The sequence below is a fragment of the Bacteroides sp. 1_1_14 genome, from assembly GCF_000162515.1.
GTDB classification, from domain to species: Bacteria; Bacteroidota; Bacteroidia; order Bacteroidales; family Bacteroidaceae; genus Bacteroides; species Bacteroides thetaiotaomicron.
The window spans coordinates 239330-258579 of record NZ_GG774708.1 but is presented as its reverse complement, the minus strand read 5'-3'; the positions used below and the strand labels follow the sequence as shown (position 1 = coordinate 258579).

Here is a 19250-nt window from a genome sequence, read left to right as displayed (position 1 = left end):
TCTTCTTACTTTTTCAGAATATCCATTGTATCCGATGCAATCAACAACTCTTCATCTGTCGGAATCACTACTACTTTCACTTTAGAATCTGCAGTAGAAATAATAGCTTCCTCACCACGAACTTTTGCATTCACATTATTGTCCAGTTTAATACCCATGAATTCCATGTCTTTACAAACAGATTCACGGCATTCAAACTGATTTTCGCCTACACCACCTGTAAACAGGATGATATCTACACCGCCCAATGCCGCAGCATAAGCACCGATATATTTCTTAATACGGTAGTAGTACATCTTTTCAGCAAGGATGGCTCTTTCGTTTCCGTTAGCACAAGCGGCCAGCAGTTCGCGCATATCGCTTGATACGCCGGAAATACCCAGTACGCCGCTCTTCTTGTTCAGCAGGTTAGAAATGCCTGTCGTATTCAAGCCTTCTTTTTCCATGATGAATGTCACTGCACCGGCATCGATGTCACCGCTACGGGTACCCATCATCAAACCTTCCAACGGAGTCAGTCCCATGGTAGTATCTATACATTTGCCATCCTTGATAGCAGCGATAGAACCACCGTTACCAATATGGCAAGTGATGATTTTTTGTCCTACCGGATTAACGCCAAGGAACTCACATACACGTTTTGAAACATAACGGTGAGAAGTTCCGTGGAAGCCATAACGACGTACGCCATATTTCTCATACATTTCGTAGGGAATAGCATACATATAAGCATAATCCGGCATCGTCTGATGGAAAGCTGTATCAAATACGCCTACCTGCGGAATGTTGGGAAGAATAGCGGAAACTGCATTCACACCTTTCAAGTTGGCAGGATTGTGAAGCGGAGCCAGGTCGTTGCAGGCAGCAAAAGCTTCGAGTACTTCTTTGTTCAGCAATACAGATTCACTGAAACGTTCGCCTCCGTGTACCATACGGTGACCTACCGCATTGATTTCGTCCAGTGATTTGATAGCTCCGTATTCCGGGCTAATCAATGTATTCAGAATGAACTCCACACCAATCGTATGTTCCGGAATGTCTTTTTCGAGTACTTTCTTTTCGCCATTCGGCAAAGTCAATTTAAGGAAAGAGCCTTTCAGACCGATTTTTTCGATACCACCTTGTGCAATCACTTCTTTGGTGGTCATATCGAACAATTTATATTTGATGGATGAACTTCCACAGTTCAATACTAGAATTTTCATATTGTCTTTAATACTTAAAACTTGATACTTATTTATTGTTTTTTGCTGCAATAGCCTGATTAGCCGTAATAGCAATCATGCGATATACATCTTCGATAGAGCAACCACGAGACAAGTCATTCACCGGACGGGCGATACCCTGAAGGATCGGGCCGATAGCGTCGGCATGTCCCAGACGTTGTACCAGTTTATAAGAAATATTTCCTACTTCCAGACTCGGAACGATCAGCACGTTAGCCTCTCCCGCTACGGGTGAACCCGGAGCTTTGCTTGCGCCTACTTCAGGAACAAGAGCAGCATCAGCCTGCATTTCTCCGTCCAGATCAAGTGTAGGAGCCATTTCCTTAGCGATCTTGGTAGCTTCCACTACTTTATCCACTACTTCATGTTTAGCGGAACCTTTGGTAGAGAAGCTCAACATAGCCACTTTCGGATTTTCGATACCGGCAACGGCTTTGGCAGTCTGTGCCGTACAAACAGCAATCTGTGCCAGCTGGTTAGGGTCCGGAACCGGAGTTACGGCAACGTCACCCATCACCAGAATACCATTCTTACCATACTCGGGAGCATGAGTCAAGAGTAACATAGCACCGGATACACAAGTGATGCCCGGAGCAGTCTTGATAATCTGTAAAGCCGGACGCAGTACATTGCCTGTTGTGTTGCGGGCACCTGCCAACTGACCGTCAGCATCACCGCTCTTAATCATTAAACAACCATAAAACAAAGGATCATTCGTCAATTGACGGGCTTCTTCAATAGTCATGCCTTTCTTCTTGCGAAGCTCGCACAGCAATTGTGCATACTCTTCGTGTTTCGGAGAAGTTTCAGGATCGATAATAGTAGCTTTGCTGATGTTACCCAGTCCCCATTTCACTGCAAGTTCGTTAATTTCAGCGGGTTTACCCAGTAAAATAAGGTCAGCAACTTCATCTGTCAAAATCTGATTGGCAGCTTTTAATGTGCGTTCTTCAGTTCCTTCCGGAAGAACAATACGTTGGCGGTCTGCTTTCGCACGAGCCACGATTTGGTTGATTAAATTAAGCATAGATATATTTGAATAATATTATAAACCTTGTTACGATTTGTAATTTGCGCTGCAAAAGTACTCAATTTTGCAATATCCACATTACAATTCCGGCTAATTTTATTCTCCAAGTCTAAAATATTATAATATTTAACACTGTACTTCTATTTTTTCTACCTTTGCAGTGTTTTCAAACAAATCAATAGGTAATTAGTGTATGATACGTCAGTGTGCCATTTTATTTGGCTGTTTGGCTTTGGGTGAATTAATCGTTTATTTAACAGGGATCAAGCTCCCCTCCAGCATTATCGGTATGCTGCTGCTCACCCTTTTTTTGAAATTAGGCTGGATCAAACTGCAGTGGGTGCAGGGATTGTCCGACTTTCTGGTAGCTAATCTGGGCTTCTTTTTCGTACCTCCCGGAGTAGCATTGATGTTGTACTTCGACGTTATTGCGGCAGAGTTCTGGCCTATCGTCATCGCAACAATCGTTAGCACGGCTCTCGTGCTGGTCGTAACGGGATGGGTACACCAGATTGTCCGCAAATTCAGACTGGCACGCCAGATCAAACTGGCGCGTAACCTACGCTTATCAGACTTTCACTTGTCCGACAAGCTACATTTAAAAAACAAAACTAACTTAATGAATAAAGACAAATGAGCTTTTTAGAAAATAATTTCTTTCTGCTGGCTGTCACTTTCGGCGTTTTCTTCTTTGCCAAATTGCTTCAGAAGAAAACGGGGCTGGTATTGCTGAACCCGATCTTACTCACCATTGCCGTTCTGATTATCTTCCTCAAAATGGCAAATATCTCTTACGAGACTTACAATCAGGGAGGGCATCTCATCGAATTCTGGTTACGCCCGGCTGTGGTAGCTTTGGGGGTCCCTTTATATCTTCAGCTGGAAATGATTAAGAAACAATTGCTGCCTATCCTCTTGTCTCAACTGGCAGGGTGCATCGTCGGAGTGATCTCTGTGGTATTAATCGCCAAGTTTATGGGAGCTTCACAAGAAGTCATTCTTTCGTTAGCACCTAAATCCGTAACGACTCCGATTGCCATGGAAGTGACCAAAGCTATCGGAGGTATCCCGTCACTGACGGCAGCCGTTGTAGTAGCGGTAGGTTTACTGGGAGCCATCTGCGGATTTAAGACAATGAAAATCATGCACGTAGGCAGTCCGATAGCCCAAGGGCTTTCGATGGGAACAGCCGCCCACGCTGTCGGCACTTCCACCGCCATGGACATCAGCAGCAAATACGGGGCGTATGCCAGCCTGGGATTGACACTGAATGGAATATTCACCGCATTACTGACACCGACTATCTTGCGATTATTAGGTGTTTTGTAAAAACAAAATTCTTTCATTTTCCGTTATATAAAGAGTTAAACGCAAAAAGCATTTTATGATTCCATTTAAAGACATTACACTAGCTGATAGAGACACAATAACTGCATTCACCATGAAAAGTGACCGCCGAAACTGCGATCTTTCATTTTCCAACCTCTGTAGCTGGAGATTCTTGTACGATACTCAATTTGCAGTCATCGACGATTTTCTGGTATTCAAATTTTGGGCCGGCGAACAACTGGCATACATGATGCCTGTAGGAAACGGCGATCTGAAAGCTGTATTACGGAAATTAATCGAAGATGCGGATAAGGAGAAGCATAATTTCTGTATGTTGGGAGTTTGCAGCAATATGCGCGCCGACCTCGAAGCGATTTTACCCGAACGGTTCATTTTCACGGAAGACCGTGCCTATGCCGACTATATATATTTAAGGAGTGATCTGGCTACCTTAAAAGGAAAGAAATTTCAGGCAAAGAGAAATCATATCAACCGGTTCCGTAATACGTATCCCGATTACGAATATACACCGATTACGCCCGACCGTATTCAAGAATGTCTGAACCTGGAAGCCGAATGGTGCAAAGTGAACAACTGCGACCAGCAGGAAGGAACGGGAAATGAACGTCGTGCCCTCATTTATGCATTACATAATTTCGAAGCACTCGGTCTGACCGGAGGCATTCTCCACGTCAACGGGAAAATTGTGGCATTTACTTTCGGGATGCCTATCAACCATGAAACATTCGGGGTACATGTAGAAAAAGCAGATACCAGCATTGACGGTGCTTACGCCATGATTAATTACGAGTTTGCCAATCGCATTCCCGAACAGTATATCTATATCAACCGGGAAGAAGATTTAGGTATTGAAGGCTTACGCAAAGCAAAGCTGTCTTATCAACCGGTAACTATTCTCGAAAAGTATATGGCTTGTCTGAAAGACCATCCTATGGATATGGTCAGATGGTAATAATATATAAGGTATGACGACAAAAGAAAAGGTTAAGGCATTATGGCAGTTATGTTTCGACGACAATGAAGAGTTCGTTGAAATGTACTTCAAGCTGCGCTATAAAAACGAAATAAACATTGCTATCGAAAGTGGGGATGAGATTGTTTCCGCTCTTCAGATGATTCCTTATCCGATGACTTTCTGCGGAGATACCGTACAGACCTCTTACATTTCAGGAGCCTGCACTCATCCGGATTTTCGCGGAAACGGAGTGATGCGCGAATTACTCTCCCAAGCCTTTGCAAAGATGCTTCGTAACGGAACGTATTTCAGTACATTGATTCCTGCCGAACCTTGGTTATTCGACTATTACACCCGGATGGGATATGCTTCCGTATTCCAATATTCGGTTAAAGAGATTACCGTACCGGAATTTATTCCGTCTAAAGAAATAACAGTCACCTCTGAAATCGGATGTCAGAAAGAAGTTTACGAATATCTAAACAGCAAACTTTCCGGACGCACTTGCTGCATCCAGCACTCCTTTGAGGATTTTCAAGTAGTCATGGCGGACCTTATCCTCAGTGACGGAATTTTGGTTACTGCCAGATCAGAGAATCAAATCAATGGATTGGCTATTGTATACAGAAGAGATAAGCAATTAATTATCAGCGAGCTTTTTGCAGAAACCAAAGATGCCGAGCACAGTTTGTTGCACCATATCAAGCAATTTACTGGATGCAGGCACATGACTCAGTTGCTTCCTCCGGAGAAAGAACAGACGCAATATCCGTTGGGGATGGCGCGAATCATCAATGCCAAAGAAGTGCTGCAACTGTATGCCTCCGCTTTTCCTGAGGACGAAATGCAACTGGAAGTATCAGATAAACAATTGTCAGTAAATAATGGCTATTACTATCTGTGTAATGGCAAATGTATGTATAGCACCGAGCGTTTGCCCGGCGCACATATACCAATGAATATCAGTGAGCTGACAGGAAGAATATTTCAGGCACTACAACCTTATATGAGTTTAATGCTGAATAAGTGATTCCAGATAACGTACCCTTTCACAAGCTGCCAGCAGGAAAGCACCGACTCCGAAGTTTGAAGTAGAATTAGCATCTACGACTTGCCCCGGTATGGCTTTCTCGCCGATGGGTTGCACATAACCGATCTTTCCGTCGGGCTGTAAAGCAACTGTTGACAAATATTTCCATGCCTTCTCAACTACAGGTTGATAATGGGCGGAGTCAAGGAAACCGTTATTGAGCCCCCATTGCAGACCGTACGTAAAGAATGCCGTACCACTTGTTTCGGGTCCCGGTGCATGCTGCGCATCGAGCATACTACGCGTCCAATACCCTTCAGGTTGCTGACAGGCCGCAACAGATTTTGCCAATGTACGGAAACGGTCTATATATTCCTGACGATACTTATCTGTTTCCGGAAGGTCTTTCAAGACTTTCGCCAGCCCCGCCAGTACCCAGCCATCACCACGTGCCCAGAAATCCTTTTTACCATTCACACTTTTGTGCTTGGGGTATACGTATTTTCCATCGCGATAGTAAAGTCCGGCTTCTTCATCATACATGATACTGTCTGCATAAGCGAGGTATTCATGCAGTTTCTCCAGGTAAAGTGGATTTTTAGTGATATTATATAGTTTGGTCATCACAGGCATTACCATATATAAACCATCCGCCCACCACCAATAATCATTGTTGGGTGTACTCATCTGATACTCCATCACCTCACGGGCACGGGCTATCTTATGTGTATCCGGTTCCAGATTATATAAATCGGCATACGTCTGAAAACAGATCTGATAATCGCCGAACAGTACATAATCATTGCTTTCGCCATAACTGTACTTCCAGTTGGCTTTATGATCCGATTTAGCGCCTTTCCACTCATTATGTTCCGCCCATCCTTTTGAGTATTCCAAGTATTCCGGTTTGTTGGTCAGGAAGTAAGCCTCCATGTTTCCGGTATGATAAGCGGCATTGTCCCAGAAAGAACGCCCGTGTTCCGGATGGTTTGTCTGCCAGTAGCCATTGACTTTATGAATAATGTCAACCACTTCTGCCGAAGATGAAACTTTCTTGGTTGTGCAACCGGCACACACCGCACAGCCTACCACCAGTGCGGAAAAAAGAGTTGCATACAATTTCTTCATATCTTTATTTTTTTGTATTCGTATTCGCTTCCAGTACATATATCATTTGAGGTTCAATCTCCGCCGTGCGTTCACCATCGCCTTGACAAGTGTGCTGTACAAAGAGATTGAGTTTCCGCTGCTTCTTCCACAATTCCGTGTCATGGGACGGTTCCCAGGCATCTACGGAAAAATCCGTCAGGTCGGTGACTATCCACTTACCGTTGGCAACATCAGCAGTATGCGCCATTGAGACACGGCTGCCCCGCTCTTCGTCACGGAAAATATAGAAGATTTCTCCATCCTCTACCACAATACGCGGACGGGCAACAGGAATCATCTTAGTGCCTCCTCCCTTCAGTGTAAACGGAGTCTTGCGGTCTGTCACCTGACGATTATGCCATGTCTTCCCGTCATTCCAGACAATGCGATATTGAGGGACTTCACTGTCCGAACTCCTCCAATAAGTGGCAATATAAGGATTGCCACCAGCGTCTGCACTCATACTTGTCTGGTTTATCAATTCCGAGTTTTGTGGAATACGACAAGCATACTCTGCATTCGAAGCTGTAATCGGAAGTTTATATTGTTCACCATCCGACTTATACCAAGTCACTCCGTTATCAAAAGAACGCGCGTAGCAAAGATCATGGTTGGTCTCCACCTGCCAGGTTTCACGCCATACCCATGAGAGATGAATCGTACCTTTCTCGTCTACATATAGCTGCCAGTAAGCATTTCGTTTGTCTTCACCATCAATCAGGACATCCTGTACACGGGCCCATTTATGGTCTTTCAATGAATAACGGTTCATCACCAGATTTCCACGTCCGGAAGAACCGGAACGGTAGACAAACAACAAATCCCCGTCTGTCAGAGGGTAAAATTCCGGATAAGTAACATTTCCTTCGTCCACTCCGGTCATCGGCATTTTATCGCCCAGTTCCAAAGAACCGGGGGCGATACTGCGGCAGTAATTCAACTTATGTCCATGGTGGTCAAAAGAAACGTGCAGATACCCTTCTCCGTCCACCATTATACTGATGATATTGTGGGCATCTTTTACATTTCCACGATATTGAGTACGATGCAATGTCCATTGCTTCGAATTTAGTTTCCGTTTGCCCAACACAAGATAGCCGTCGGCATCATAATAGCTGATATATTGCTCATCCCCATGCGTTACCAATGAATTATTGCGGAATATCGTTGTATTGACAGATGTACAACTATATCCTTTGGCAACTTCCACCAGTTTTTGCGAAAAGCACAAGGCAGAAACAGATAGTAGTAAAAAAGTAAGCAGCAGTATCCGTTTCATGATCTATTTCTTCTGTTTATCAGATTTCTTCTGTTTGTCAAAGACGGTCAAATCCCACTTTTCATGCCATGGGATGGTAATAGCTCCGTCTTTTATCAATACAGGAAGCCATACATAGCGTGAATCTTCGAGGTCTTTCTTTTTCCAGCGGTCAAACATGGCAATATATGCATTCTTCTTTCCGATAACCGGTTGTACGTATGTACTCTGCGCATAGAAAGTCTTGTCTGCATCCGGACCTGTACAAGGATTACCTATCGTTTTCCATGTACCCATGATGGAATCCGCCACTGCGATTTCCGCCACATTCGGGTCCCAGCCGGTGCAGCCGGAACTTAACATATAATATTTGCCCTTATGCTTAAACACTGCCGGAGCTTCACGGGATTCTTTGATGAAATTGCGTGTAAAGCGTCCGCTTGGTTTCAGGTAATCGTCTGTCAGGAGACTGATATACATGGTTTCGTTATTTTCTGAAGAATAGAATTGATAGGCACGTCCGTCATCATCGACAAAAACTGTCTGGTCACGGCTCATCGCATTATTCGGTCGGAAACTTCCCAAGTAAGTGAATGGTCCGTTTGGAAAATCAGAGACAGCTACACCCGCACACGCTTTGCTGTAATCGGCACTCTCTACATGTGCCCACATCACGAACTTACCTGTCTTTTTATTATAAATCACTTTCGGACGTTCCAAAACCTTCGACGGATGCAGGTCATGGTTCGGGTCCTCTTTGACTGCCGGAAGCACAATGCCCTCAAACTTCCAGTTCAGTAAATCTTTGGAAGAATAGCAGCCTACTCCCGTCACATCTGTACGATAACACTCCCATGTAGCCCAATCAGGCAAAATCGTTTTGCCCTTTTTATATTCTCCATACCAGTAGTAAGTACCGTCGTGGTAAAGAAGTCCCCCGCCATGCGCATTGATAGGGTTACCGTCCGTATCCTTCCACACTTCCCCGGGAATAATATAACTATTCTTCTGAGCTCGCATTTGTATTGGCAGTAACCCTATACAAACCACTACCAGTAATAACATTCTTACCATATATATTTCATTATTTTTGATGTTTCTCATTGTTCTCTGCCGACATATCACCTCGCAGTGAAATCATTCGCTCACAAAGATAACCTATACCATAAAGAAAAGAGTTCAAATATCCGTCAAAAAAGGGATATAAAAAGACCATTCTTCGCAAAATGTATAATCTTCCGGAATTTTCCCCTTTCTCATAGAGAATCTTTATTGCTGAAAGCAATAAAGATGAAAAGTATATCCGCCGGCTTCTATATATACGATATTAATCAAAATTCCACCTATCCATCCATTTTATAAAGGGGACTCCTTTATCATCGAACTGAACAGGCAGCCAGATGTAGCGTGAATCCGCCAGGCTCTTCGGACGCCACATATCCGCCATAAAGACAAATTGCCCTTTCTCCGGCAAAGGCAATATATAAGTACTTTGTCCTCCAAATGTCTTATCCGCATCTTCACCAACACAAGGGTTCGGCAGTTGCTTCCATTCGCCCAACATAGAATCAGCGGTTAGCAAACGGGCTTTATTAGGATCCCATCCCGTGCAGCCGGAAGTTATCATCCAATAAGTTCCCTCTTTCTTGAATATAGCAGGAGCCTCATTGTGTCCACCAGGGAAAATACGGATATATTTTCCTGTATGACTGAGATAATCATCGGCCAGTTCTGCAATCTGCAATGTCAGGTTATCTTCTGAGGAATAGATATGATAAGCCTTTCCGTCATCGTCCACAAATAAAGTCATATCACGGGACATTTGTCCGTCTTTCAGATCACGCTTTACGAACATACCTTTTGCAATAGCTTCATACCACTTCGGTGTCCACCATTCCTTATACTCTTCCGGATTCCACTTCATTTTCCGTTCTTTTCGGGTCATGTTCAAGGGGTAAGCTCCCGGATTGACCCTGCCGGAGCGAATGAAACGATAGGGACCGGCAGGAGAATCACTCACTGCAACGGCTGCACGCGCAGGTCCATAACCTTGTCCTTTCAGTTCTAAATGAAGCCACATGACAAATTTCCCGGTTTTCGCATTATAGATCACCTTGGGGCGTTCCATGATGCATCCTTTCTCAATGTCATGCCCTTCTTCCTCAGAGACAGCTAAGGCAATACCTTCAGATTTCCAGTTATACAGGTCTGTTGATGAATAGCAGTTGATTCCCTTCTCTGTGACAAAACCGGATGCAGGACGGTGTTCTCCAAACCAATAATATTTTCCTTCATGGAAAAGTATTCCGCCACCGTGCGCATTGATTACATTGCCATCCGTATCTCTCCAGACCTTTCCGGAAGCGATTCCCTTTTCTTTCTGATAGACTCTTACATAATCTATTTCATACTTCATCGGCAGGGCGGCCTCATCAATCGGGCCACCGTTAATTCCGCCAATGGCGAGATTCAGTAACAGGTATTGTGGTTTTGTAAAAGGATTGGTACCTTTACCGATACTTCCATTCCTTGTGCTGCTCAAAGGAATTTCATTTAGCAGTTCATCGTCCAAATATAGTTTGATAGCCTCTTCATCCCAGTCCATGCGCCAGATATGGAACTTAGATGCCCAATCGGGATCTTTGTCAGTGAAATGCGAATAAGGAGTAGCCTGACTGTCCCATTTTGCATGCCATTGACGGTCTGTTCCCCAAGCAGCATTGGCTAAGATATGTGGTGTTCCTTTAATCTGATAATATTCCATGATATCTATCTCACCACATGAAGGCCATTCCATATTACTTCCCAATGTCCAGATAGCAGGCCATGCTCCTTTTGCCACAGGAATACGAGCCTTTATCTCAAAACGCCCATACAGAAACTCTTTCTTTCCGGCAGTAGTTACTGAAGAAGAGGTATAGTCAATAAATTCTCTCTTCTTCCGCCAATCATTACTTCCGGATACATAAAGAGGATTTTTACGGTTCTGCTCTTTCCGGGCTTCTATTATCAACAGCCCATTCTTGCAAACTGCATTGTCGGATTGGTACCATTGAGCCTCTTCATTACGCGCATATCCTTGCTCAAAGTTCCATACAGAAGAGTTCAAAGGACCATCTGCATTAAATTCATCACTCCAAACAAGTTGCCAGTCGTCCTGGGCAAATATGCATAGTGAAAATGACAAGCCCATCATTAAATTTACAATCTTCTTTATCTTCATACTAATTTGTTTTTCTTTGGTATATCCAAACCTATTGAACTATTTATCCCTAATAAATAAAATGATTCATATTTACATCAGCAAAAATAAGACTTCAATAAAAAATAAAGGACTAGAAATCGTGCAATTAGGTCGAACTTTAGATCATATTCATTGAAATGACTCAATAATGAGCATCTTTGCACGATTTTATACCGAATAGAACACATCTGAAGTCATATAATCAAACGCAGGAGACAAGTTCAATCATCTCATCCCCTGCATTTACTACCTATATAAAAAATACCTATCGATTACTTCGTCATTGTACCCCTCAAGCGATACCTCTTTCCACCAGACTCATAATCGTAACAAAATGTAAATGTGCCATCCTCAAAACTAACGGTCCCGTTAGAAACCGGAAGATTCTTCCAACTGGATACATTGAAAGTTCCATCAGATTGCCTTGCGAACACTACAGAATTATTATTAATAGCCTCAAAATACGCCTCACGACTAAGCGTAGTTGCAGGTTCAGAGATAGCTTCATTGATAAAGCGAACCCGGTCTTTATCAACAGCCTTAACAACACGTGTCATATTCATAGAGGTCGGCATTACTTCATCTCCATTACCATCTATGGTATATTTCGTTGCTGTCAACTGATAATTACCCGAGAATTCATTTACAAAATTAAGGTTCATGATAAGCACAGTATCCTTAGGATGTTTTGTAAAGGTAGATACAGATTCAATCTTGAACGTCAATGCATACAACGAGTCACAATGCAACCCTGAAGATTTTATAGAGAAAGGTAAACGACCATATACTTGCCCAGCCTCAATAGTAGTAGTCATTGACGGGAATACACAAAACTCATTCTCCAATTTTCTATATTTTACCGGAGCGTCAATCATATACTTATTGTTATACCAGTCAATGGTAAGATCATTGTGCGTTAAAGTTACATCAACATCCTGATCGATATTCAAACTACCGCCCGTAGCAACAGCAATGTATGTATTTTGTGGTTCGTCTCCATAAGGTACATCAAATTTTTGTACTATGTCATAAGCCCCTACTATATATACTTGTTTAATGTATTGCTCATTTTCAAGAGGATTTTCTTCGTCACAAGATGTTAGCATCATAGCTATCACACCTATTAGATAAATTATTTTATTTAGTTTCATAACATTCTACTAATTTAAAGTTTTAGTTCCATTCGGGATTTTGCACCAGATTCTTATTCTTATCTAATACTGATTTTGGTATCGGATAGAAATAGTTCTTATAAGAGAATGTACGGCGAGTCAACTTATCATTCAATTGTGTTACCGTATAAAAAGACTTTCGATCGTTACTTCTAGCTTTCACATTCATGCCTGTAATCGGACGATTATATGCTGTCATAGCATCATTTCCCCAACGACGCAGATCGTGATAGCGATGTCCTTCACAAGCAAACTCCACCCGACGCTCACGTTTAATCAAGTCTCTGACTTCATCACGATCCCTTGCATCTGCTTCAGTGATACCCGGTAGTCCAGCGCGATGACGAACCAAATTAAAATACTTCACTATTTCTGTAGTATTACGTTCCACCGTCACCTGATCACCATTAATTATTTCCATCGTATAAGGATTCTCTAATTCATTGATAGCCTCTACGTAATTCAACAGAACTTCTGCATAACGAAAGATGGGAAAGTATTTAACACGGACGGCACTAGTTGCTTTCATATTATCTTCCGGATGATTGTACTTGATACATGTATAACCTGAACGGTTATAATCTTCAGGATGATCCGGACTAGCTGCAGCGTATCCGTCGGAATAGTATGTCACTTCCTTGTTGCGGAAATTGTTATCTGTAGATGATGTCCCTGCCCAAAAAGAGTGACAATAGCCTACAGTCGCATAAAAACGAGGTTCGCGGTTATCATACATACGAGCAGTCTTTGCCAGCAGTGTATATCCCGAGAATGCTTGATTGCTTCCACCGATTTCCAGGTAATTATTATCCATATCCGGATAAGGATAATTTGTACTGGAATGATTAATATCTTGTCCATCTACCATACTAAATGCATCCACCAAGTCTTGCACCAAATTCAAACCATTACCACCTCCTAATAAATAAGGTGATGAAATCCACAAAGGAGAATCGCCTGTTGTCCTTGGAGCGCAAGCATAGATAAACTCAGGGTTGATCATGACAGGAAGTTCACCATTAAACGGATAGGTCAACGAACGGTAATGATCAATACCAGCCGCTCCTTCAGGGTATGGTTCATAATAATCCGGATCAGAGGTCACTCCTTCTGGTAAACCACGGCTATCCGGTTCTTTAGGTGTCCAATACAAACTATATTTATCCGAATTAATGATATACTTAGCATAGGCAGCTGCTACTCCCCATTTTGTATTATCTTTCTCTTGTGGTATAAAATGAGCTCCATCACTTTTCCGTGTCCAGTCAGAATAGAATCCATTGCCATTATACCATGGACTAGCGGCATACAACGTAATCCGAGATAATGTAGCTATCGCTGCCCAACGGGTAGGCATAGTTGCAGTTACCGAACTTTCAGACTCTAAAGGAAGATATTGAGCAGCAAGTAACATATATTTTTTTATTTCAGCAATACATTCATCGTATGTGCCACGTTCCAGAGACATTTCTTCTACTGGTGTTTCTACATTAAAGGGCATCTCAGGTACAACAGGAACAGGTCCGTATTGTAACATCAATTGATAGTAATAATAACCTACCAAGAAATAACAGCGCCCCATTAATTCACGACGTTCAATGTCCGTTACATCAGGAACTTCATGCATTCTTTGCAGAGATGTCAACGCCATACGGATTCCTTGATAATACCTCGGATAGTTATTATAATAAGGACGATTATTATTGTCGACAGAATAAGGAGTGATTTCATCAAGTAAGAATTTGATTGCCGCATGACGATCATCATTCCAAGAAGTAAAATTCTCATCAGATGCCCCTTGAAAAGGAGTAGGCGAATCTGTCCACAAATTACCTTCATTGGGGAGATATTGTGCCGCTCCATTAATATATTGTTCCAACAAACTTTTGCGGGAAAAAACGGAGTCCAGTGAAGTCATCTGGTCAATATAGTCATCAACATCCAGATAATCCCCACACGACTGGAAGCCGATAGTCAACGTACTGACACATGCCAGTAACCATATTCTCATGAGTTTATTTATCTTTTTCATACTATTATCTTTTTAAAAAGTTAGATTTAACTGTAACGTATACATACGTTGCAATGGATATGCCGCTCCATTACTAGAAGCTTGCGTTGGGTCAAAAAGCTTCACTTTATCCCAGACATGAAGATTCTCGCCTATAAGGCTGATAGTAGCACCTTCTACTCCAACACGCGTTTTCAACCAGTTATTAGTAAATCGATAGGAAATATCCACATTTTTCAAACGAAGATAACGTCCGTCTGCCAACCAAAAAGTGGATGCCCGATTATTATTTTTATTTTCTCCATAAGTCAGTCTCGGAAATTTTGCATTAGGATTCTCCGTTGACGGATCACCTGAATAAGAAGCCGGTGTCCAACGATTTTTCTGATTAACAGTCATTGCCAATAAATTTCCCCTTGCCTCATTTGCAAATGGATAATAACCTATACCACCTTGAAAATATTGAACCTTACTAACTCCTTCAAATAATATACTAACGCGGAATGCCTTATAATTCCAGTCTAATGCAAAACCATACTGAATACGTGGAACATTCGAATAACTCAAAGGCACTTCATCATCATCATCAATTTTACCATCCCCATTGATATCTTTATATTTGATATCACCGGGCATCACATTGTCCATGAAGGTCTGTTTTGGGCTGCTCTTTATATCATCTTCATCAGCAAACAATCCCAAAGCGATCAATCCTCTCTGCACCCCATAAGGGACACCAGCGTATGCCTGATATGGATAATTTACACCATTTTGCTCCCAATAAAGAACCTTGTTTTTGGCATGTGTAAAGTTACCACGTGCTGTAAGAGACATATCTTTGTTAAATATATGCGTATAAGCCAATGTACCATCTATACCCCAAGACTTCATCGCACCGATGTTAACATAAGGAAGTACATTGCTCAATCCGCTTTCATCGGGAATATTAGCACGTCTTTGAAATATATTATCTGTTTTTGTACGGAAGAAATCGACTGTTAAATCAACTTTGTCATTAAAGAAACGAGCATCAATACCAAAATTAGTTTTTGTGCTGGTTTCCCACTGCAAGTACAATGAGCCAATCTGACTTTCCGCAAGTCCGCTCCCCCAAGTACTGGAAGTAGATCCTACTGTGGTCAAATAGGGAAAACGAATATCATTATTAGCACTATCTTTCAAACGATCATTGCCGACTTTTCCCCATGAAGCACGAAATTTTAAAAAATTATTAAATGGCAATAAATCCTGATACCACTTATACTGTGTAGGTACCCAACCACCGGAAATAGATGGGAACCAACCGTAACGACGTTCTTTATTGAAATTTTCCGAACCGGTATATCCCAAATTTCCTTCTACAAAATAAGTATCTTTATATGAATAGGTTAAACGAGAAGAAACGGCCTGATAACGTTTAGGTATACTGACCAATACACCATTTCCCCAATTTACATCCTTTAACTCCTGACGATAAAAGTGCACCAAGCCAGTCACACGATGATCTACATTAAATACACGGCTATAGTCAGCTGCCGCTTCGAAATACAGTTCTCTATTTGATAAGGAAAACTGTGTAGCTTTCATATCTTCCTTATCTACAGTACGTTTTGTTTTTAAGCTTCCATCTAAATTTCGTCCGTCCCTAGGGTCTGCATAATATTGTTCTGGGTTCATGTGCCTATCAACAACATGTTGACCGTTTATTTTAAAAGAAAACAATCCACGCACTGACAATCCTTTGGTTATTAGACTCAAGTCTTGATTCAATCCCACATTTACTTTCGACGAATATGTCTCTGTAGTAGTATAACCTAAATAGTTCAAACGTACATACGGTGATTTATCTGTGGCAGTGCTTCCATACGCAGGTAACTGCCCGTTAGAGTAACGTACAGGAACAACTACTGGAGGAAGATTCGCTTGTGACTCCCATAACACCTTAGTACTTGAAGCCGTACCCGGAGCATTTTGCGTCTTGACAACTGCTTCCAAATTCATACTCAGCACAGTGGTCTTTGTCAGATTGGCATCTATATTAGCACGGAAATTATATTTGTGATAATTTACATTGACATCATGCTTAGATGCCGATTTATCCTGCTTAAAAATAGCTTCCTGATTCAAAATTCCCAAACTCATATAATAACGAGCATTTTGTCCACCGCCAGAGATACTCAGATGATGCTGGTTATTAATGACATGATCCTTTAAAATAACATCACGCCAGTCCACATTCGGATACAAATCCGGATCTAGTCCTGTTCTAAACAATTCAAGTTCAGTATCTGTATAAATCGGATCATCACCGCGCACTACACGAGCTTCATTTGCTAATCTTGCATAATCGTATCCATCAGCATACTCCGGCATACGAGGTGAATATGAATAGGTAGCATTCGTTTTGAAATTAACATGCAATTTACCTGCTTTTCCACGTTTAGTAGTGACCACTACCACACCATTTGCCCCTCGGGTTCCATAAACAGCTGTGGCTGAAGCATCCTTCAAAATACTAAAACTTTCAATATCAGCAGGATCAAGATCATTAATATTTCCTTCAATCCCGTCTATCAATACTAATGCACTCTGACTTGCTCCAAACGTGCTGATACCACGAATCCAAAACTCTGAAAAACTATTACCCGGTTCACCACTTCGTGTCACAGCAATGATACCTGGAACACGACCTCCCAACATGTTACTTACCGAAACAGCAGGAGATTGAATTCCTGCAGGATCTACATTTGTGATAGCCCCTACTACCGAAATTTTACGTTGAGCGGTACGGCCGGTAATCACAACCTCATCAAACTCATTAACCTGTTCTTTAAGAGTGATTCGTTCTTTTAGTTTTGTTGATACATACTTAACTTCCTGCGGCATATATCCTATATACGAGAATACAAGTTTACTTCCCACGGGGATACCGGACAGTTTAAACCGACCATCAATATCTGTAACGACTCCTATCCCTTGACTACCTTTCACTTGAACAGACACGCCAATAAGTTCCGTTCCCTGTTCATCAAAAACGAGACCTGCCACATCTATTTTATCCTGTGCAAACATCCCGATTGACATAAATATCCCAAATAGTAATAAAATACTTCGTTTCATAAATATGTTTTTCTTAGTTATTATTCTACTGCATATTTTCTAACTGCTTGTCCCCAGCCTTCGGCTATCCAGAAGCCGCCTTCGCCATCGTAACAAATATCATAAGGATAGTTGAATGTAGCTTCTAAGGGAGTACCATCTATCTGACTAGCCACATCAACCATTCCAGCCACTGTGGAAACATAACCATCTTCGACACTGATTTTCCGTAATACATATGCTTTAAAACCTTCTACTATGAAGAAATTTCCGTCCTCATCTATCGCCATTCCGTTAGGTTGCGCAAAATAAGCTTCTTCTCTGTAGCCATCCTGAACCCGCGCTTGTGTAGATGATCCTGCAAAGACTTCACACGTTCCGTCTTTCTCTAGTCTATAAACTGAGTAAGTCAATTGATTCGACATAAAGAAACAGTCATAAAGAGGATGATAAACAAGGTAAACGCCATTACTATGCAAACTTCCCGAAATTTCTAGTGTAGCAATATCTACAATTTCCTGAGTTGTTACATTGAAACGAGCAAATTTTTTGTTAGCATCCACAAAATAAAGCCACTCTTCGGATTTATCCAGAGCAACACTAAGTACTCTGCCAGCATATTGCGTACCAAGTTGTCCGATGCGAGTAGGAGCCCAACCAGTTCCTTTGGTATACATATATATAGTATGTCCACCTTCCCATCCGGCAGCATAGACCTTTTGCCGATCCTTAGTCACAGCAGGCTTACCAGCTTTAAATCCCGGATGAATAGTAGTCACTTTATTGTCATCTACAGAGACTAAACGAACACGCGGATTATCCCGTTGAAAAACAAGCACTGTATTATTTCCTACAGCACCAATTCCCCAGGTATACTCGAAAGAAGCCTCTGCTAATGTTCCGTCCTCAGATTTTCGCACATTTTGCGATCCGGCAATAGTAGAAACATTTTGTGCTTGTTCATACTCAAAAGTGGCATCTGTTATTACCTCTTTATCTTCCACTACCACCTTTATGTGATTACCCCCTGGGAGCTGTCGAGGTGCAAGACAATAAATTGTCTCATCGTCCACATTAATGACTGTAGATTGGCGTTCGGCAGTTCCATCCACAAAATAAACCTTTACTTTCGACTTGTCTGTACCGAAGTTAGAACCTTTAACGATAACCTTTTCTCGTAGCTTTCCACCTGCCGGCATAAAGCTCTCCACTGTAACGGGTTGATTAGGATCATAAGTCGCCCCAGTGCTTTTGTTGTCATCGCTATCTTTACAGCTTCCTACCAAAAAAAGAAGCGCAAGCATTAAAAAATAGAAAATGCAATTTTTCATAGCAATAAATATTAGTGAATTTATAAATAATGATTAGTCTTAAGATTATGTCCGGGCAGTATGCCATTTATAGCTCCGGACTTTGAACTAGTTGTTTTCTTTATTAATGTTTCATTTTTCATCCTATTAGTATATATTTAGAGTTATCAATTGTTTCACCAACTTATTTGTCGAGTTATTAACGAATGCAAATATAGACCGATTCAATGTCAACAAAGGCTAATAATCGCTTTTATAGGGAGAATTATAATGATTAACTTATTTTCCTCCTTTATGAATGATAATTCTACCTGTCAAATGCTGTATTTAATGCTTCTCCATGCAAAAATGAGCTAAACCGTCCATATTGAATAAAGAATTTCTATGCTAAATTTAGTTCCGGCTTATGCTATAAA

14 protein-coding genes are annotated in these 19250 nt (G+C 41.7%); 4 read left to right on the top strand and 10 right to left on the bottom strand.

What is annotated here, in order from left to right:
* Nucleotides 1–5: 5 nt before the first annotated feature.
* A complete protein-coding gene (locus HMPREF9007_RS07290; protein ID WP_008762632.1) occupies nt 6–1205 on the bottom strand; it encodes an acetate kinase in 1200 nt (399 codons plus the stop codon).
* 28 nt (nt 1206–1233) lie between these two features.
* Entirely contained in the window at nt 1234–2253 is a 1020-nt protein-coding gene (gene pta, locus HMPREF9007_RS07295) for a phosphate acetyltransferase (RefSeq protein ID WP_008762631.1), read from the bottom strand.
* 196 nt (nt 2254–2449) lie between these two features.
* On the opposite strand from pta, the gene HMPREF9007_RS07300 reads away from it, so the two are divergent.
* From HMPREF9007_RS07300 to HMPREF9007_RS07315, 4 genes are read left to right on the top strand one after another with little or no spacing between them, the layout of a single operon-like run.
* Nucleotides 2450–2893 carry a CidA/LrgA family protein gene (locus HMPREF9007_RS07300; RefSeq protein ID WP_008762630.1) on the top strand — a complete coding sequence of 148 codons (444 nt, stop codon included), beginning with the start codon at nt 2450–2452 and terminating at the stop codon, nt 2891–2893.
* Complete coding sequence (locus HMPREF9007_RS07305; RefSeq protein WP_008762629.1) at nt 2890–3585, top strand: LrgB family protein; 696 nt, start codon at nt 2890–2892, stop codon at nt 3583–3585. The genes HMPREF9007_RS07300 and HMPREF9007_RS07305 overlap by 4 nt, the downstream gene beginning before the upstream one ends.
* Before the next feature lie 55 nt (nt 3586–3640).
* Nucleotides 3641–4558: a DUF2156 domain-containing protein gene (locus HMPREF9007_RS07310; protein WP_008762628.1), complete on the top strand. Its 918-nt coding sequence runs from the start codon at nt 3641–3643 to the stop codon at nt 4556–4558.
* A 13-nt stretch (nt 4559–4571) separates the two neighbouring features.
* Nucleotides 4572–5591 (top strand): GNAT family N-acetyltransferase, encoded by a 1020-nt coding sequence (locus tag HMPREF9007_RS07315; RefSeq protein WP_008762627.1) that lies wholly within the window; start codon nt 4572–4574, stop codon nt 5589–5591.
* Here HMPREF9007_RS07315 and HMPREF9007_RS07320 read toward each other — a convergent pair.
* From HMPREF9007_RS07320 to HMPREF9007_RS07360, 8 genes are all read right to left on the bottom strand, one after another.
* Complete coding sequence (locus HMPREF9007_RS07320; protein WP_008762626.1) at nt 5574–6719, bottom strand: glycoside hydrolase family 88 protein; 1146 nt, start codon at nt 6717–6719, stop codon at nt 5574–5576. The genes HMPREF9007_RS07315 and HMPREF9007_RS07320 overlap by 18 nt on opposite strands.
* Before the next feature lie 4 nt (nt 6720–6723).
* Nucleotides 6724–8019: a BNR repeat-containing protein gene (locus HMPREF9007_RS07325; protein WP_008762625.1), complete on the bottom strand. Its 1296-nt coding sequence runs from the start codon at nt 8017–8019 to the stop codon at nt 6724–6726.
* A 3-nt stretch (nt 8020–8022) separates the two neighbouring features.
* Nucleotides 8023–9072, bottom strand: a complete 1050-nt coding sequence (locus HMPREF9007_RS07330; RefSeq protein ID WP_016269786.1) for a glycoside hydrolase family 43 protein — start codon at nt 9070–9072, stop codon at nt 8023–8025.
* Between the two features lie 253 nt (nt 9073–9325).
* Nucleotides 9326–11221, bottom strand: coding sequence for a family 16 glycosylhydrolase (locus tag HMPREF9007_RS07340; RefSeq protein WP_016269785.1), 1896 nt, complete (start codon nt 11219–11221; stop codon nt 9326–9328).
* A gap of 293 nt (nt 11222–11514) precedes the next feature.
* Nucleotides 11515–12393 (bottom strand): DUF4361 domain-containing protein, encoded by an 879-nt coding sequence (locus HMPREF9007_RS07345; RefSeq protein WP_008762621.1) that lies wholly within the window; start codon nt 12391–12393, stop codon nt 11515–11517.
* A 22-nt stretch (nt 12394–12415) separates the two neighbouring features.
* Nucleotides 12416–14446, bottom strand: a complete 2031-nt coding sequence (locus HMPREF9007_RS07350) for a RagB/SusD family nutrient uptake outer membrane protein (protein ID WP_055300757.1) — start codon at nt 14444–14446, stop codon at nt 12416–12418.
* A gap of 12 nt (nt 14447–14458) precedes the next feature.
* Nucleotides 14459–17545 carry a TonB-dependent receptor gene (locus HMPREF9007_RS07355; protein ID WP_008762619.1) on the bottom strand — a complete coding sequence of 1029 codons (3087 nt, stop codon included), beginning with the start codon at nt 17543–17545 and terminating at the stop codon, nt 14459–14461.
* Nucleotides 17546–17565: 20 nt separating this feature from the next.
* Nucleotides 17566–18855: an IPT/TIG domain-containing protein gene (locus tag HMPREF9007_RS07360; RefSeq protein ID WP_008762618.1), complete on the bottom strand. Its 1290-nt coding sequence runs from the start codon at nt 18853–18855 to the stop codon at nt 17566–17568.
* Between the last annotated feature and the right edge of the window lie 395 nt (nt 18856–19250).

Bases quoted from the DNA above. Each gene is read 5' to 3' on its own strand.
- HMPREF9007_RS07320 (WP_008762626.1), bottom strand. From the start codon at position 6,719: ATGAAGAAATTGTATGCAACTCTTTTTTCCGCACTGGTGGTAGGCTGT.
- HMPREF9007_RS07350 (WP_055300757.1), bottom strand. From the start codon at position 14,446: ATGAAAAAGATAAATAAACTCATGAGAATATGGTTACTGGCATGTGTC.
- HMPREF9007_RS07300 (WP_008762630.1), top strand. From the start codon at position 2,450: ATGATACGTCAGTGTGCCATTTTATTTGGCTGTTTGGCTTTGGGTGAA.
- HMPREF9007_RS07355 (WP_008762619.1), bottom strand. From the start codon at position 17,545: ATGAAACGAAGTATTTTATTACTATTTGGGATATTTATGTCAATCGGG.
- HMPREF9007_RS07360 (WP_008762618.1), bottom strand. From the start codon at position 18,855: ATGAAAAATTGCATTTTCTATTTTTTAATGCTTGCGCTTCTTTTTTTG.
- HMPREF9007_RS07315 (WP_008762627.1), top strand. From the start codon at position 4,572: ATGACGACAAAAGAAAAGGTTAAGGCATTATGGCAGTTATGTTTCGAC.
- HMPREF9007_RS07290 (WP_008762632.1), bottom strand. From the start codon at position 1,205: ATGAAAATTCTAGTATTGAACTGTGGAAGTTCATCCATCAAATATAAA.
- HMPREF9007_RS07345 (WP_008762621.1), bottom strand. From the start codon at position 12,393: ATGAAACTAAATAAAATAATTTATCTAATAGGTGTGATAGCTATGATG.
- HMPREF9007_RS07330 (WP_016269786.1), bottom strand. From the start codon at position 9,072: ATGGTAAGAATGTTATTACTGGTAGTGGTTTGTATAGGGTTACTGCCA.
- HMPREF9007_RS07305 (WP_008762629.1), top strand. From the start codon at position 2,890: ATGAGCTTTTTAGAAAATAATTTCTTTCTGCTGGCTGTCACTTTCGGC.
- pta (WP_008762631.1), bottom strand. From the start codon at position 2,253: ATGCTTAATTTAATCAACCAAATCGTGGCTCGTGCGAAAGCAGACCGC.
- HMPREF9007_RS07325 (WP_008762625.1), bottom strand. From the start codon at position 8,019: ATGAAACGGATACTGCTGCTTACTTTTTTACTACTATCTGTTTCTGCC.
- HMPREF9007_RS07310 (WP_008762628.1), top strand. From the start codon at position 3,641: ATGATTCCATTTAAAGACATTACACTAGCTGATAGAGACACAATAACT.
- HMPREF9007_RS07340 (WP_016269785.1), bottom strand. From the start codon at position 11,221: ATGAAGATAAAGAAGATTGTAAATTTAATGATGGGCTTGTCATTTTCA.